This window comes from Hymenobacter sp. UYAg731, assembly GCF_054061335.1.
The window spans coordinates 513023-528618 of the sequence record NZ_JBSSEC010000003.1; the positions used below are offsets into that span (position 1 = coordinate 513023).

At 63.9% G+C, this 15596-nt stretch carries 13 protein-coding genes; 8 read left to right on the forward strand and 5 right to left on the reverse strand.

Going from position 1 to position 15596, the window contains the following annotated elements; all coding sequences use genetic code 11:
* Nucleotides 1-172: 172 nt before the first annotated feature.
* The 3 genes from xylA to ACVWYF_RS10285 are packed head-to-tail and all read right to left on the reverse strand — an operon-like array spanning nucleotide 173 to nucleotide 4768.
* Nucleotides 173-1501, reverse strand: a complete 1329-nt coding sequence (gene xylA / locus ACVWYF_RS10275; RefSeq protein ID WP_457067464.1) for a xylose isomerase — start codon at nucleotides 1499-1501, stop codon at nucleotides 173-175.
* 60 nt (nucleotides 1502-1561) lie between these two features.
* Nucleotides 1562-3073 carry a xylulokinase gene (locus ACVWYF_RS10280; RefSeq protein WP_457067466.1) on the reverse strand — a complete coding sequence of 504 codons (1512 nt, stop codon included), beginning with the start codon at nucleotides 3071-3073 and terminating at the stop codon, nucleotides 1562-1564.
* 24 nt (nucleotides 3074-3097) lie between these two features.
* A complete protein-coding gene (locus ACVWYF_RS10285; protein WP_457067468.1) occupies nucleotides 3098-4768 on the reverse strand; it encodes a glycoside hydrolase family 43 protein in 1671 nt (556 codons plus the stop codon).
* A gap of 516 nt (nucleotides 4769-5284) precedes the next feature.
* Here ACVWYF_RS10285 and ACVWYF_RS10290 point away from each other — a divergent pair.
* From ACVWYF_RS10290 to ACVWYF_RS10325, 8 genes are all read left to right on the forward strand, one after another.
* The gene (locus tag ACVWYF_RS10290; RefSeq protein WP_457067470.1) at nucleotides 5285-7012 is read left to right on the forward strand and encodes a T9SS type A sorting domain-containing protein; all 1728 of its coding nucleotides are present in this window, start codon (nucleotides 5285-5287) and stop codon (nucleotides 7010-7012) included.
* 63 nt (nucleotides 7013-7075) lie between these two features.
* Nucleotides 7076-9667 (forward strand): pectinesterase family protein, encoded by a 2592-nt coding sequence (locus tag ACVWYF_RS10295; protein WP_457067472.1) that lies wholly within the window; start codon nucleotides 7076-7078, stop codon nucleotides 9665-9667.
* A 189-nt stretch (nucleotides 9668-9856) separates the two neighbouring features.
* Nucleotides 9857-10033: a hypothetical protein gene (locus ACVWYF_RS10300; protein ID WP_457067474.1), complete on the forward strand. Its 177-nt coding sequence runs from the start codon at nucleotides 9857-9859 to the stop codon at nucleotides 10031-10033.
* A gap of 280 nt (nucleotides 10034-10313) precedes the next feature.
* The gene (locus tag ACVWYF_RS10305) at nucleotides 10314-10601 is read left to right on the forward strand and encodes a hypothetical protein (protein ID WP_457067477.1); all 288 of its coding nucleotides are present in this window, start codon (nucleotides 10314-10316) and stop codon (nucleotides 10599-10601) included.
* 581 nt (nucleotides 10602-11182) lie between these two features.
* Nucleotides 11183-12640: a BON domain-containing protein gene (locus ACVWYF_RS10310; RefSeq protein ID WP_457067479.1), complete on the forward strand. Its 1458-nt coding sequence runs from the start codon at nucleotides 11183-11185 to the stop codon at nucleotides 12638-12640.
* 47 nt (nucleotides 12641-12687) lie between these two features.
* Nucleotides 12688-13110: a universal stress protein gene (locus ACVWYF_RS10315; protein WP_457067482.1), complete on the forward strand. Its 423-nt coding sequence runs from the start codon at nucleotides 12688-12690 to the stop codon at nucleotides 13108-13110.
* Between the two features lie 53 nt (nucleotides 13111-13163).
* A complete protein-coding gene (locus ACVWYF_RS10320) occupies nucleotides 13164-14012 on the forward strand; it encodes a universal stress protein (protein ID WP_457067484.1) in 849 nt (282 codons plus the stop codon).
* Nucleotides 14013-14073: 61 nt separating this feature from the next.
* On the forward strand, nucleotides 14074-14337 hold the full coding sequence (locus ACVWYF_RS10325) for a hypothetical protein (protein WP_457067486.1): 264 nt from the start codon (nucleotides 14074-14076) through the stop codon (nucleotides 14335-14337).
* A gap of 64 nt (nucleotides 14338-14401) precedes the next feature.
* Here the strand turns inward: ACVWYF_RS10325 and ACVWYF_RS10330 are convergent, their stop codons facing one another.
* Together ACVWYF_RS10330 and ACVWYF_RS10335 are read right to left on the reverse strand one after the other, a co-directional pair.
* Nucleotides 14402-15241 (reverse strand): universal stress protein, encoded by an 840-nt coding sequence (locus ACVWYF_RS10330; RefSeq protein WP_457067488.1) that lies wholly within the window; start codon nucleotides 15239-15241, stop codon nucleotides 14402-14404.
* Nucleotides 15242-15336: 95 nt separating this feature from the next.
* A complete protein-coding gene (locus ACVWYF_RS10335; RefSeq protein ID WP_457067490.1) occupies nucleotides 15337-15564 on the reverse strand; it encodes a hypothetical protein in 228 nt (75 codons plus the stop codon).
* Nucleotides 15565-15596: the final 32 nt, after the last annotated feature.

Below are 15596 nucleotides of genomic sequence, written 5' to 3' on the forward strand. Positions count from 1 at the left end.
ATTTGGGTACCGAGAAGTGATGGAATCAAAAAGCAAAAGCCGTCATGCTGAGCGTAGCCGAAGCATCGCTACCGGGAGAGTAAATGAATTACTGCTGCGGTAGAGATGCTTCGGCTGCGCTCAGCATGACGGCCTATTTATTTACCCCTAATGCCTTTTGGTGCAAAACACCTTAGATATACCGGTTCAGCAGGTTTTCCATGTACTCCTGACGGCCGCTGATGGTGGCCGGCTCGCCGTTCGCGGCGGCGTAGTCGCGGAGCTGCTCCAGGGTGAGCTGGCCCTGCTCGAACGCCTTGCCGGCTCCCGCATCGAAGGAGGCATAGCGTTGCTGGCGCAACTGCTTGTAGTCGGACTTTTGCAGCACGTTATCGGCCGTGATGAGGGCGCGGGCGAAGAGGTCCATGCCGCCGACGTGGGCATAGAACAAGTCCTGCACGTCGGTGGAGTTGCGGCGAATTTTCGCATCGAAATTGATGCCGCCGCCTTGCAGGCCGCCGGCTTCGAGCACCACCAGCATGGCCTCGGTCAGCTCGTAGATGTCGTTGGGAAACTGGTCGGTGTCCCAGCCGTTCTGGTAGTCGCCGCGGTTGGCGTCCATGCTGCCCAGCATGCCGGCATCGGCGGCCACCTGCAGCTCGTGCTGGAAGGTGTGGCCGGCCAGCGTGGCGTGGTTCACCTCCAGGTTCAGCTTGAAATCGCCCAGCAAATCGTACTGGCGCAGGAAGCCGATGACGGTGGCCGCGTCGTAGTCGTACTGGTGCTTGGTAGGCTCCATCGGCTTGGGCTCGATGAAAAAGGTGCCCGTGAAGCCGTTGCGGCGGGCGTAGTCTTTGCAGGTATGCAGGAAGGTGGCAAAATGCTCCTGCTCGCGCTGCATATTGGTGTTCAGCAAGGACATATAGCCTTCGCGCCCGCCCCAGAACACGTAGTTCTCGCCGCCCAGCGCGATGGTCGCGTCGATGGCCGCCTTCACCTGGGCCGCGCCGTGGGCCAGTACGTGGAAGTCGGGGTTGGTGGCGGCACCGTTCATGTAGCGGCGGTTAGAGAACAGGTTGGCCGTGCCCCAGAGCAGTTTCAGGCCGGTTTCCTGCTGCTTTTCCTGGGCGTAGGCCACCATGGTCTGGAGGCGGCGCTCGTTGTCGGCCACGTCGTTGGTGTAGTCCACCACGTCCACGTCGTGGAAGCAATAGTAGGGCAGGTTGAGCTTGGTCAGGAAATCAAAGGCCGCGTCCATCTTGGCCTTGGCGCGGGCAATGGGGTCGCGCTCGGTATCCCACGGAAACAGGTGGGTGGGCTCGCCAAACGGGTCGGCCCCGTTGCCGTTGAACGAGTGCCAGTAGGCCCCGGCGAAGCGCAGCCAGTCCTTCATGGGCTTGCCGGCCACCACGCGCTCGGCATCGTACCAGCGGAAAGCCAGCGGGTTATCAGATTCCAGGCCTTCAAACTTGATTTGCGGGATGCTGGAGAACAGGGTCTTGTTACCGGTGAGTACGCTCATATTGCGGAGAAATAAGGAGGTTGAAATGCGGGAGAAAACGGCCCTGGCGGGCGCTAAAAGTCAAACGGGCTGGGGCTGCTGGGTTACGGCAGCCGGGAGGCGGTGCAGCAGCTGGGTTTTCCAGCGCTGGTAGTGGATTTCGTAAGCCCCGGCGGCCGGGCCGGGGCTCACCAGCCGCAGCGGCTGCATGTGCCGGAACGCCTCCTCGGAAGTAGCGAAAACGCCCGCACCAATGCCGGCCCCCAGCGCAGCGCCCACGCTGCCGTCGGTCTGGTATAGCTCCACGGCCAGACCGGTAACGTCGGCGAAAGCCTGGGCGAACACGTCGCTCAAAAACATGTTGGTGTAGCCCGCTTTCACCACCGTGGGGTGTAGCCCGCCGGCGCGCATCAGGTCCAGGCCGTAGCGGAAGGCGAAGGCAATGCCCTCCTGCGCCGCCCGCAGCAAATGGCTGGGCGTATGCACGTTGAAATCGATGCCATGGAAATGCGCACCCACCTGCTGGTTTTCCAGCATGCGCTCGGCCCCGTTGCCGAAGGGCAGGCACAGCAGGCCCTCGGAGCCCACGGGCACGGCGGCGGCGCGCTCGTTCACCTGCGCGTAGCTCAGCGCGGGGGCCGCCACGCCGCGCACCCAGCGGTTGAGGCTGCCGGTGCCGTTGATGCAAAGCAGCACGCCCAGCCGCGGCTGCTCGGCCGTGTGGTTGACGTGGGCAAAGGCATTCACCCGGGACTTTTCATCGACAAAAAGCTGGTCCGTCACGGCGTATATGACGCCCGAAGTGCCGGCCGTGGCCGCCACTTCCCCGGGCCGCAACACGTTCAGGGAAAGCGCGTTGTTGGGCTGGTCGCCGGCCTTGTAGCTTACCGGAATGCCGGCCCGCAGGCCCAGCTCCCGCGCCACGGCGGCCTGTAGCTGTCCGTGCGCCGCAAACACGTCCTGCACCGGCGGAATCAGGCCCTTATCAAAGCCAAAAAAGCGGAATACGTCCTCCGACAGCTCGTGCCGGGCAAAATCCCAGAAGATGCCTTCCGACAGGGCCGAAATGCTGGTGGTAGCCTCACCGGTGAGTTGCAGGGCCAGAAAATCGCCGGGCAGCAGTACCCTGGCAATGCGCTCGTACACGGCGGGTTCCTCGGCTTTCACCCAGGCCAGCTTGGCGGCGGTGAAGTTGCCGGGCGAGTTCAGCAGGTGGGTTTGGCAGCGTTCCTCGCCGATGGCCAGCCGGGCCTCGTCGCCGTAGGACACGGCCCGGCTGTCGCACCAGATAATGGCATCGCGCAGCACCTCGTTGGCGGCATCTACTAGCACCAGGCCGTGCATTTGGTAGGCAATGCCAATGGCCCCGATGTCGGCCGGGTTGTAGGCCTGCGTGGCATTGGCCCGCCGGATGGCTTCCTGCACATCGTGCCACCACTGCCGGGGCGGCTGCTCGGCCCAGCCCGGTTGCAGGCTGCGGATTTCCCGCTCCGTTTCGGGGTAGCTCACCGCCGCCAGGCAGCGCTGCGTCGCGGCATCCAGTACCGACACCTTCACGGACGAGGTGCCGAGGTCAATTCCAAGCAGTAGCATAGGGCAAGCGTTTATTGGGCGTAACTATTCTATTCTGAACCAGTCGAAATCGGTGTTGCCCGAGTCGTTGAACCGGGTGGGACGGGTGCTGAACAGGCCCACTTTGGCCCCAATCCACTTGCCTTCGCGGGCCTGAAACTCCCCGCCCAGCGGCTGGAAGCTCTGCCCGTCGAGGCTGTAGCTGAACTGGCATTTGGCCCCGGCCTTCACGGCCACGCGCAGGTAGAGCGGCTGCCCGGCGCGGGCGGCTGGCACCTCCACGGCGGGCGTGCTGGTTTCGGCCGTGAGCTTGTCGGCGTTCAGGCAGGTGCTCTGGCTGAGCTGGAGCTTGCCGCCCACGTTAGCCACCGACAGATAAGCATAATCCAGCCCCATTATCAGCAAACCCACTTTTTCGCCCTCCACTCGCGGGGTGAAGGTGAGCTTGGTGGTGGCGCTGAAAACCTGGGCGGGCAGCTTTTGCAGGAGCAGGTTGGGCACCTGCCAGAGGTTTTTGGTGCCCTCGGGCGGCTGCACCGAGTAGAGGCGCAGGTAGCCCTGCGCGCCGTTGAGGTAGGCCCAGTAATCCTGCGGGTTGGCGTGCCACTGCCACTGCAGCCCCAGCGCGTTGCTGCTGAACTCGTCGGAAGTGGCCGGGGTGGCCCAGGGCGGTACCGGGCCTTTGGTGGTGGGCTTGCGGTGCGTGCCCACGGGCTGGCCCTTGCCGTCGCCGTCCGGGTCTTCGCCGATGACGGGCCAGTCATTTTTCCAGACCATCGGCTCCAGGTACACCACGCGGCCATACGGGCCCTGGTCCTGGAAGTGCAGGAACCAGTCTTCGCCGGTGCTGGTGGTCACCCATGCCCCCTGGTGCGGGCCGTTGACGGCGGTTTTGCCCTGGTCCATCACAATGCGTTCCTCGTAGGGGCCGTACACTTTTTTCGAGCGCAGCACCAGCTGCCAGCCCGTGGGCACGCCGCCGGCCGGGGCAAAAATGTAGTAGTAGCCGTTGCGCTTGTAAAACTTCGGGCCTTCGAGCGTGGGCTGGTCCTTGTGCCCGTCAAACACCAGCGCATCATGGCCAATTAGGCGCTGGCCATCGGGGCTCATGGGGCTGATGGCCAGGATGGTTTTGATGCCGGCGCGGCTGCCCGCGAAGCCGTGTACAAGGTAGGCTTTGCCGTCTTCTTCCCAGAGCGGGCAGGGGTCAATCCAGCCGCTGGCCTGCTTCACGCACACCGGGGCCGACCACGGCCCGGCCGGGTTTTTGGCCTTGGTCACGAAGATGCCCAGGTCCGGGTCGGGGTAATAGATGTAGAACTCCTGGTTGTGGTAGCGGATGGCCGGGGCCCATACGCCGTTGCCGTGCTGGGGCTCGCGGTAGCGGGCCAGGGGCGGCTGCTGCTCAAACACCGCCCCGATGATGGACCAGTTCACCAGGTCCCGGGAGTGCAGGATTTGCAGGCCCGGTACGGCGTTGAAGCTCGACGAGGTGAGGTAAAAATCCTCGCCCACCCGCACCACGTCGGGGTCGGAATAGTCGGCGTAAAGCACCGGGTTTTTGTAGATGCCGTTGCCTAGGTCGGGTACCCACACTTTCGACAAGGAGCTTTGGCCCTGGGCCGGGGCTGCTTGCAGGCTTAGCGCCAGCAGCACGAGCAATGCCCCCGTCCAATGGGATGCAACTACCTGTCGAAGGCGCGATAAATCAGGCAAAAGGTGGAATAAATGCATGAATTAACAGGATGGGCACAATCGGCGAAACACCCGATTGATGAAACAAAGTAAAGGTATTTTTTATAATGTCCTATTCGGTATCGATACCGATACAATAACGAATCCCCAAAACAAGTCGTTTTAACAACAGCCAACTCTCAATTCATTGACAATTGCACTTTAGAAAAAAGTATAATCAAAACGCCATCGTGGTCAGGCTTTTGATTTATTACCAAGTATCTGTTTATAAAAAAGTTAATAGTCAATCATTTTCGGATTTAGTTGGCGGGCAACACCTCATTATGCTCCTTTATGCTTGCCAGTTAATAGGTGAACAATAACTCCGGGAACGATGCCGGCATCGTTCCCGATGATTTTTCCAGCCGTTTCCTTGCTTCTTATTAAAGTTATATTCACATTTACTTTATGTTATGCCCTAAAGCCATTTTCTGTCGCTTACTCTCACCCATTGGTACTTGCCCTATGAAAGGATATCGACCAAACTGTTTTCAATCCTTGGGTAAGCCTTATGCATCCCTGCTGGTTTTGGGGTGGCTGATGGCCCTGGCGCTGCCCGCACAAGCGCAACGACTGGTTGCATTTCCCGGCGCGGAAGGCGCGGGCAAGTACACGTCCGGCGGACGCGGGACGAGCACCGCTCCTACTGTGGTATACGAGGTAACGTCGCTGGACGACACCAACCTGCCCGGCACCCTGCGCTACGCCATGAGCCAGCCGGCCACGGCCGCGCCCAGCCGCACCGTGGTGTTTCGGGTGTGCGGCACCATCCACCTGCTCACGCAGCTGCGCATCCCGGCCAACACCACCCTGGCGGGCCAGACGGCCCCCGGCGATGGTATTTGCCTGGCCGACCGGCCCGTGACGGTGAACGGCAGCAACGTGATTGTGCGCTTCGTGCGCTTTCGCATGGGTGACCGGTACCAGAACATTGGCATGGTGGACGGGGCCGGCTCGGACGATGCCTTTGGGGGCCGCTTCAACGTCAAAACCATCGTGGACCACTGCACCATGAGCTGGAGTACCGACGAGGCCTGCTCTTTTTACCAGGGCGACAGCACCACGCTGCAATGGAACCTGATTTCGGAGCCGCTGGACTACTCTTACCATTTCGAAACGGGCGACACCGACTTTGAGCACCACGGCTATGGCGGGGTGTGGGGCGGGCGCACGGCATCGTTCCACCACAACCTGATTGCCCACTGCAAGGGCCGGATGCCCCGATTCTCGGGCAGCGGCGGCCTCACGCCGGCAGTAGCCGGCGCGGAAAATGCCGACTTCCGCAACAACGTCATCTACGACTGGGGCTCCTATAGCACCAACGGCGGCGAGGGAGGCAACTACAACATGGTGAACAACTACTACAAGTACGGCCCCGCCACGTCCAATGGCGCTACCAGCGGCGTGACGATTAAGTCCATGATATTCTACCCGTTTTTTAGCGCGGCGCTGCCCTTTCCGCACGCCTACCTGAGCGGCAACTACGTGGACGGCTACCCGAACACGACCCGCAACAACTGGCTGGGCGTGGCCCCGGGCAGCGCCCCTCGCTCCGATACCGTGCGGGTGAAGGTGACCACGCCCTTCGGCACCGTGGCCCTGCCCGCACAAACGGCGCAGGATGCCTACACGGCCGTGCTGGCCCAGGCCGGCTGCGTGCTGCCCGTCCGCGACCCGCTGGACCAGCGCATTATCAACGACGTGCGCAACCGTACCGGAGGACTGGTTGACGTGCAGGGCGGCTTTCCGGCCCACGTCACGCCCTACAGCGTGTCGCAGGCGGCCTGGCCCGTGCTCACCTGCGGGGCCGCCCCCGTCGACACCGACCACGACGGCATGCCCGATGCCTACGAAGCGTCCCACGGCCTAAACCCCAGCAGTGCTGCCGACCGCCAGGGCCTTGGGGCCAACGGCTACACCAACCTGGAGAACTACCTCAACGGCATTGCCGGCGTGCTGCTGGGCAGCAAAGCCACGGCGGAGCAGGGGGTCCTCGGGGTGTACCCCAACCCGGCCCACGAGCAGTTCACCCTCACGCACCCCAGCGCCAGTCGCGCCGCTACCATCGAAATCTACACGTTCGATGGCCGCCGCGTACGCACGGCCACGGCCCTGCCCGGCACGGCCCAGACGCTGCTGCCGCTGGCCGGCCTGGCCCATGGCAACTACCTCATTCGCTACCAGGGCCCCGAGGGAGCCCTGACGGTGAAGCTGGTACACGACTAACTCTTTTCGGCCTGGTCCGCCGAGGCTAGCCCCGCAATTTTCTTCCCACCCAAACAATTGCTTATGAAACGTTTAATTACCCTTTTCTCCGTGAGCATGCTGGCGCGCTGCGTGTTTGTGCTGCTGCTGGCCCTCAGTGCCACGGCCCAGGCCCAGACCTACGACCTCGTGGTGGCCAAAGACGGCTCCGGGGCTTACACCACGGTGCAGGCCGCCATCAACGCGGCCCCGACGGGCCGCACCACGCCGTTCACCATCTTCATCAGGAATGGCAAGTACCGGGAACGGGTCACGATTCCGGCCAATAAGCCGTTTTTGCAGCTGACTGGGGAGAGCGTGGCCAATACCATTATCACCTACGACCAGGCCAACGTGCCCACGTTTGTCGGCAACTCGTCCACGGTCATCATCAACGCCTCGGACATCACAGCGGCCAACATCACCTTCGAGAATTCCTGGGGAGAATCGCCGCAGGCGCTGGCCATGTACACCACCGGCGACCGCATCGCCTTCAAGGGATGCCGCTTCACCGGAGGGCAGGATACCGTGCAGCTGAACGCGGGCTCGGGGCTGCGCAATTATTTCAAGGACTGCTACATTGATGGCACGGTGGACTTCATTTTCGGGAGTGCGCGCGGGCTGTTCGAGAACTGCTACATCTACCCCAAAACCCGCCGCGACGGCGGCAGCGGCGGCTACATCACGGCCGCGAATACGCAGGCCGGCCAGCCCTACGGTTTCGTGTTCCGCAATTGCACCATTCTCGACAACCGCGGCACCACTACTTACACGCTGGGCCGGCCCTGGCAGAATGATTCGGGCTCGACGCCCACCGACCGCTCGAACACTAAAGTGGTGTGGCTGAACAGCATCATGGGCACCACCATCAAGCCCGTGGGTTGGCAGGTGTGGGATGCCGGCACGGTTACCAGCGTGATTACCTACGCCGAATACAAGAGCCGCGACTTCAGCGGAGCCCTGGTGAATGTGAGCCAGCGCCTGCCGTGGACCATTCAGCTTGCTGATGCGGATACGGCAACCTACACCCGCGCCAACGTGCTGAGCAACTGGAACCCCTGCGCGCTGAGCAGCACATTTTGCACCAGCGCCCCGGCCCCGATTGTGGTATCCAACTTCCGGGCGGTGAAAGGCTCTGCGATGGCACCCTCCACCCTGAACTGGAACCTGAGCTGGCCCGTGGCCGGCGTGCAATATCAACTGCTGCGCAGTACCACACGCCGGGGCACCTATGCGCCGCTCTACACCACCACAAATGCCGTGGCCACGAACTTAAACGCGGGTACCACCGACCCCATCCCCGCGCCGGGCTCCTCGTACTTCTACTATGTGCGGGCTTCCAAAACCGGCCTGGCCGCGCACGTCACCGACACGCTGGAGGTTTCGAGCACGCCCACCATTTTCACCACGGGCATGCTGCAAGCCTTCTTGCAGGGTGGCGGCCAGCCTTCGGCCGCGCAAAGCGTGCTGGTATCGGCTGAAAACCTGACCACGGGCGTGACGGTAACGCCTCCGGCCGGCTTCCAAGTATCGGCCAACGGTGGCACTACTTGGTTCACCAATGCCTCGCCGTTGGTTATTGCCCAGAACAGCACGGGTGCCGTGGCCGGCACCGCGCTCAGCGTGCGCCTCAACGCCAGCGCGCCCGGCACCTCGGCCGGCAACCTGACCCTGGCCAGCGCCGGGGCGGCTACCATATCCATCCCGGTTTCGGGCCTGACGCAAACGGCGGCCCTGCCCCAGTCTGTGACGCTGGAATGGTGGCCCATGGCGCGCAACAACCAAGACAGCACCGCCGTGCGGCCCGGCGCTATCGCAGCCAGCACGCCCACATTGCGCAAGCTCGTGGTGTCGAGTGGGTCGGCTACGGCCACCATTCCACCGTACTCGCGCACCTATGGCCAAGCGCTGGCACCCGGTTCCGATGGCGGCTGGACTGCCGCGGCAAACGGCAACGGCAGCGTTCTGAACCGCACGTACTACGAGCAGTTCACGGTAGCCCCGAGCGGCACAACGGCCGCGCGCGTCGATTCCGTCGTCTTCAACGCTTATTACACGGGCTCTACCAGCAACACGAAAATAGCCGTGGGGTGGTCGCGCAGCGGCTTCACCACGGACTCGGCCGATGTGACCGGCGGCAAAGGCCCCGGCGGCCCGCTGCTGAGCACCGCCAATGGCGCGTTTGCCTCCCCCATTTTCACCACCGGGGCCAGCGCTACCTACCGCCTGGCCTTCGCCGGAGCCACGGGCGTGGCCCTGCAACCGGGCCAGCGCTTCACGTTCCGCGTGTATTTCGCCTGCGGCTCTACCACCACCAGCACCCGGTTTGCCACCCTCAAGAACGTGATGGCAAAGGGCGAAGCCAGTATCGTGACGGCCACCAAAACGGCCCGGACCACCGGGCTGCAGGTATTCCCCAACCCCACGGCTGATGCGCTAATGGTGACGCACCCCGCCGCCGCCGCCGGCGCCGAAGTAGCCGTGTATTCCCTGCTGGGCCAGCGCGTGGCCGTGGTGCCCTGCGCCACGGGCAGCCGGGCCACCAGCCTCCCCCTCCACGGGCTCAGCAGCGGGCAGTACCTGCTGCGCTACACCAACGGCACCGAGCAGTTCAACACCCGCATCATCAAGCAATAAGCTAGGGCACCGCTCGCCTCCGGGTTGCCAAACCGGGGGCGGGCTTGCAGGCAAATCCCCAACGTGTACTCCGAAATTGGGCGCGCCACCGCCCGCGAGCAGTAGGTTCCGCTCATCGACCTCGACCGCGAAAGCCAGGCCCTGCTCCAGTACGGCGTGGAAAATTCCAGGCTGCTATTCAACTAGGTGGTGCCCGGCGAGCACCCCAACTACCCCGGTGGCAAGGAAGACAACACCCACTTCACCGAGTTGGGTGCCCCCAAAATGGCAGAAATCGTGCTGGCCGATATCCGCGCCCTCAAGCTGGAGCTGTCCACCCGCATTGTGCAGCACACCGCCAAAACGGTGGACCCGCGGGCGCGGTAGGCGCGGTAGCGGGCCGGGCATGAATGAATGGCATAAAGGCCAGTCATGCAGAGCGAAACGAAGCATCTCGCTCGTATCTTTAAACGACCGATTTACTGCGGCAAGCGAGATACTTCGCTGCGCTCTGCATGACGTTTTTTTACTCGTTTACTTTTGCGCGACTACTTAATTCACGCTAAATCATCGCGCTTTAAAACCTTGCAGTAGCTATTAGCCCGTTGCTGGCCCCGCCGCCCGCGACTGCTCGTGGAAGGCATCCGGATGGCGGCTCAACTATTTGATGGCTAACACCAAAAAAGCGCCGACCCATCAGCCGGCGCTTTTCAGGATTTGGGTGAATACAAGCCGGATGGGCGGTTTTTTTGCAGCAATACAGCTGCGCGAGTGTTCCGTACTAGTAGTTATTGCTATCGTAATAATGCAGGCCATCGGCATAGCCCTGCCACCACTCGGCACGGCCGGTTTCGCCGGTGCTGTTGTAAAAATCGACATTAGCGAGCGCCTGATGCCACTCATGTGCAATGGGCAGCAGCCAGCAGCAACATTGAAAGTTTGTTCATGGGAATAGGAAGTGAAGTTTGAAAAGTGAACAGCACAAAGAACCCCTGTTCGCCTGGCCGATTCAAGGACAAAGAGGCACTCATTATGACTTACACTTAGCAAGTATCTCGCATTGCTACGGCGGGTACAACCGCTTTACCAGCATCCTGGCCAGCATTGTAGCAGCCCCGTCGGCTGAACAAAGGGCCATCTTTGAGACAACGCCCCTCCCCACCGGACGAAAAATTCCAATGCCGTGCGGGGGCCATTTGGGCAGCGGCGGGTGCTGGTGTTTCATCAGCGCGCCCAACAGGGGCCGCCCGGCCACGTCGGCGGGCGGCAATTTTGTCCCCCCGCCAAGATTGAAATCAGGCCCGTGGGCGCGGGCCCTGAACCAGTGCCTGCGCCCAATGATGTGATAAAAATCAAGCGGTAATCTGATTGTATTCAATGCCCTACCCACCGTAAGGGTGGAACTTTACGCCGGGCCTGCCGCACACGGCCGCGCTGGTCCTGCTGCCGCAAGCGCCGCCCGGAAATGGGGCCTCGTGGCCCGGTTGGCCACCGCCCGCGCCGCCGTTTATCGCTGCTTCTAATGACCGTAAGCTCATGGAAACCCTTGACCAACCGACCACGACCACCGCGCGGGAAAACGTAGCGGATGCCGACATCACGGCGGCCATTGAAATGCTGCTGCTCAGCGGCCGTGGGGTCACGGCGCACCTCATCGACGTGACCACCCTGCACGGCGTGGTGGAGCTCACCGGCTTCACCGACAGCCTGTTATCGAAGCAGCGCGCCCGGGACATTGCCCTGGCCGTGCGGGGCGTGCGCAGCGTAGTGGACGAGTTGGAAATCCGCACGCCGGAGCTGCCCGATGCCGAACTGCGCCGCAACGTGGAGCGCGCCCTGGCCCACGACCCCGCCACCAGCGGCTTCAAGGTGAGCTGCGCCGTAGCCGGCGGCACCGTGACGGTGAGCGGCGTGGTGCAAACCTGGCAGGAGAAGCAGTTGGTGCTGCGCGTGTTGCGCGGCGGGTGGGGCGTGCGCCGCATCGAAGCCGATAACCTGAAGGTGCGCGGCGGCGAAACGATGAATTCCGACGCGGAAATCTCCACGGAAATCCGGGAAGTGCTGGACTGGGATATTCGGGTAAACAGCGCGCTGGTGGAGGTGCATACCACCGGCAAACAGGTGCGGCTGGCGGGCACAGTGGGCTCGGCGGCCGAGAAGGAGCGCATCATCGACGTGGCCTGCCAAGCCGGGGCTACCCGCGTGGATGCCCACGATTTATTTGTGGCCTACTGGGCCGTGGTGGGCGATTTGCGGCGCGAGAAGTTTGCCCACCGGTCCGACGAGGAGCTTGCCAAAGCCGTGCGCGACACCTTTCGCTACGACCCGCGGGTGCTGTCCTACGAGCCCACCGTGCTGGTCCGCGACGGCTACGTTACGCTCACGGGCACCGTGAGCAACCTGCGCGCCAGGCTCGACGCCGAGCAGGATGCCCGCTACGTGGTGGGCGTGTGGGACGTGCAGAACCGCCTGAAAGTGCGCCCGCCCCACCCGCTGCCCGATGCGGTAATCCGGCAAAACGTGCGGGACGCGCTGGCCCGCGACCCCTACGTGCGCGATTTCGACTTCCTGGTGCTGGTGTACAACGGCAAGGTGTGTCTGGACGGGCGCGTGGGCAACCACTTCGAGCAGGAGCACGCCGCTGACGTGGCCGCCGGCATCACGGGCGTGGCCGAGGTAGCTAACCGCCTCGAAGTGACCGGCACCACCTGCGCCACCGGGCTGCGGCCGTACGGCCGCCCGGCCATTGGCCTGCACCCCACCCCGCTCGCCGACCCCGACTATGCCTTGGCCGAGCGCATTCGGCGGCGGCATTACTGGTCGGCCGGCCTCTACCACCAGGACGTGAACGTGCTGGCCGAAAACGGCGTGGCCACGCTCACCGGCATGGTCGACACCTGGTTCGACCGCGAGCAAGCCGGCTTTGAGGCCTACGAAGCCGGTGCCCGCTTCGTGAACAATGAGCTCCAGGTACGCACGCCCGTGCATGGGTAGCACCGGGGGGACTGGCTGCTTTTTCCAACTCGTTTTTCCCGTTCGCCATGTCGCCCTGCCTGGTAGTCCTCACCGATTTTTTCGCCGTTTCCAACCGGGCCCTATCCTGCGCGGCGGGGCTGGCCATGCCCCTAAAGGCGCACCTGCTGCTACGCCCCCTGCACGGCAGCCGGGAAGTAGTACGCATCACCGACGACGAGCACGAGCGGCCCACCGCCAGCGCCTTGCTCGAAACCGTGACCCGCAACTACCTTGTAGCAGACACCCCGGATGCGCCCTTGCACCTGCACGAGCGGCACCACGCCCGCGTGGCCAGCGGCGTGCTCACCGAAGCCGCGCAGCAGGCAGCCGATATGCTGGTGGTGGCCCGGCACCACAGTTTCAGGAGCGGCCTGTTTCATCGCAGCGTCACGGCCCAGCTCATTCAGGAAAGCCCCATTCCGGTGCTGGTGCTGCCCGCTGGGAACTGATAATAAGCACCTTGTCCGCACCACTCTCATCTTTTTTCTGTTGATTCCCTGCCATGGCACCCTCCATTCTGGTACTCGCCAATGTGTCGGCCACCGCCGAGCGGGCCGCCCGCTACGCCGCCAGGCTGGGTGCCCCCCTGCACGCCAACATCGTCCTGCTCAACCTGCTCCCGTTCAATACCTATCCAGTGCTGCTGACCCCGGAACTGGTCGAAATGGAAACCCGGGAAGCCTCCCGCGAACGCAAAGAGCGGCTGGATGGCCTCTGGTCGATTGCGCGGCAGCTGCCCGGCCTGGCCGTGGTGGAAGAAGCGGCAGGTGCCATGTTCGATGCCGTGACGGGGGCCGTGCGGCAGCACCAGTCCCTGCTGCTGGTGATGGGCCTGAGCGCCGAGCACAGCCTGCTCGACCACCTGCTGCACAACCAGATACTGCCCGTGCTGCGCGCCACGCACCTGCCCCTGCTCCTGGTGCCCGAGGCCGCCCCGCCGCCCAAGCTGCCCCACCGCGTGCTGCTGGCCCTCGATGGTGCCCCCTTCACGCCCAATGCCGCGGCCCGGCACCTGGCCCCGCTGCTGGCCGCCTGCCCGGCCACCTACACCATTGCGCACCTGGCCGACGAGGACGAGGCGCTCGAATTCTCCAACCAGCTGGTGCGGGCCGAGCTGCGGGCGAGTATGCTGCTGCCCGTGAGCGCGCCGGTCGAACTGTACCAGATAGTGGACCAGTCGCCCGCCGATGGCATTTTGCAAGCCAGCATCGACACCCGGGCCGATTTGGTGGTGCTCATGGCCCGGCCGCGCAGCTTTCTGGGGCGGCTGTTTCATCGCAGCGTCACGGCCCAGGTCATCGGCCGCAGCCAGAAGCCGGTGCTGCTGCTGCCCGCCGAGGAGTCGGACTAGGCCCCGGCCTTGCTCCGAATTGCCATTCCTGCATTTTTCACCCGTTTTAACTATTCCCGTCATGAAAGCGAAACCCAAAACCACCAAGCGCGCCAGTGAGCCGGCCACCACCGCCCACACCGGCACGCCGCACTACGCCACCTTCGGCCACGAAACCGATAAATTAACCAACCCAGCGCCGGCCGACCCCACCCGCGATGCCGCCGCTGCCCTCATCGCCGAAGGCGGCCCCGAAAGCAAGCTCCACGCCGCCTACGCCGCCGAAGACTCCCGCTATGCCGGCGGCGACGTATTCGACCTGAAGAACGAGCAAACGAGTTTATAAGCCAGCCCTTTGGCCTGAATAGCGCCAGCCTCCGGCCTGCCCCGGGCACCCTGGTGCGGCCGGACTAGGCCACGGTGGGCAGCACCAGCACCGGCACGGGGCATTGCTCCACCAGCCGGGCCGTGATGCTGCGATGAAACAAGTCGCTCATGAAACTGCGTTCGCGGGCCAGGGTGATAACCAGGTCGGCCGCCACGTCCTGCGTGGCGGTGAGCACCCCCTCGGCATAGTCGCTGTCGAGGTAGCCCCGCAGCTCGGGGCTGATAAACTCGACCACGCCGCTGGTCCGCACGGCCCGCAGGGCGGCCGCGCAGCCATCGTCGTCCTCCACCCCGTCCGAGACGTGGGCCACCACCACGCCCGCCGTCCCGAGCTGGGCCAGCAGGGGGCATAGCGCCTGGGCGGCCGGCGCGAGGGCAAAAGGCTCGCGGTCGGCCGCAATCAGGAAGCGGTGCGGCGGGTGGGTGGGCGCGGTGGTGGGCACGGCCAGCACCGGGCAGTGGCTGGCGCGCAGCAGCTCGGCGCACAGGGCCGTCATGCCGGTGTAGTCGGGGTGGTCGGCGTCGGGCTGGCCCAGCACAAACAGCGCCGGGGCGTAGCGGGTAGCCAGCTCGCGGGCGATGTCGGGGAGCAGGTCGGTGGCTATTTCCACGGCGGCGGGCACGTGCAGGCCCCGCGCCAGGTGATGCAGGGCGGCCACGGTATCGGCCTGGCCGGCCAGCTCCTGGCGGTGGTACTTCTCCCCCACCGCGCCCACCAGTTCGTAAGGGTCGAGCAGCGAAGCCCGGTTGACGTGCAGCAGCACCAGTTGCGCGCGCACAGCCTGCGCCAACTTATCGGCATAGTGAATGGCGTGCCGGGCGGGCTCGTAGAAGCCGGACAAAACAATGAGCGTGAGGGGCATGGCGGAAGCGTGTTTTGGTGAGGGACGGGGATGCCGGCCCACGGCTCAACGGCCCGGACCCGCGAGAAGTGAGGCTACAAGCAGCGCGCGGCGGCTTAGCGAATGGCCGGGGCCGCGTGGGCAGTCCCGGTTTGCCGGGCGGCTTCCGGCGCGATTTTGCCCAAATCAACGTCCACCACGCTCACGTTGGCAATCACCAGCGCATCGACGGGCGGGGGCGCGATGAGCGGCGCACGAATGACGACCACCGGACGCTGCCCGGCGGCCAGGTGCCCCCAGAGGCTCAGCCCCAGCAGTAACCCCGGAAAAAGACGTGGTTTCATGGCCGGACACAGGTTGAAAAGTGCGGTTGCAA

Bases quoted from the DNA above. Each gene is read 5' to 3' on its own strand.
- xylA (WP_457067464.1), bottom strand. From the start codon at position 1,501: ATGAGCGTACTCACCGGTAACAAGACCCTGTTCTCCAGCATCCCGCAA.
- ACVWYF_RS10280 (WP_457067466.1), bottom strand. From the start codon at position 3,073: ATGCTACTGCTTGGAATTGACCTCGGCACCTCGTCCGTGAAGGTGTCG.
- ACVWYF_RS10295 (WP_457067472.1), top strand. From the start codon at position 7,076: ATGAAACGTTTAATTACCCTTTTCTCCGTGAGCATGCTGGCGCGCTGC.
- ACVWYF_RS10305 (WP_457067477.1), top strand. From the start codon at position 10,314: ATGGCTAACACCAAAAAAGCGCCGACCCATCAGCCGGCGCTTTTCAGG.
- ACVWYF_RS10310 (WP_457067479.1), top strand. From the start codon at position 11,183: ATGGAAACCCTTGACCAACCGACCACGACCACCGCGCGGGAAAACGTA.
- ACVWYF_RS10315 (WP_457067482.1), top strand. From the start codon at position 12,688: ATGTCGCCCTGCCTGGTAGTCCTCACCGATTTTTTCGCCGTTTCCAAC.
- ACVWYF_RS10320 (WP_457067484.1), top strand. From the start codon at position 13,164: ATGGCACCCTCCATTCTGGTACTCGCCAATGTGTCGGCCACCGCCGAG.
- ACVWYF_RS10325 (WP_457067486.1), top strand. From the start codon at position 14,074: ATGAAAGCGAAACCCAAAACCACCAAGCGCGCCAGTGAGCCGGCCACC.
- ACVWYF_RS10330 (WP_457067488.1), bottom strand. From the start codon at position 15,241: ATGCCCCTCACGCTCATTGTTTTGTCCGGCTTCTACGAGCCCGCCCGG.
- ACVWYF_RS10335 (WP_457067490.1), bottom strand. From the start codon at position 15,564: ATGAAACCACGTCTTTTTCCGGGGTTACTGCTGGGGCTGAGCCTCTGG.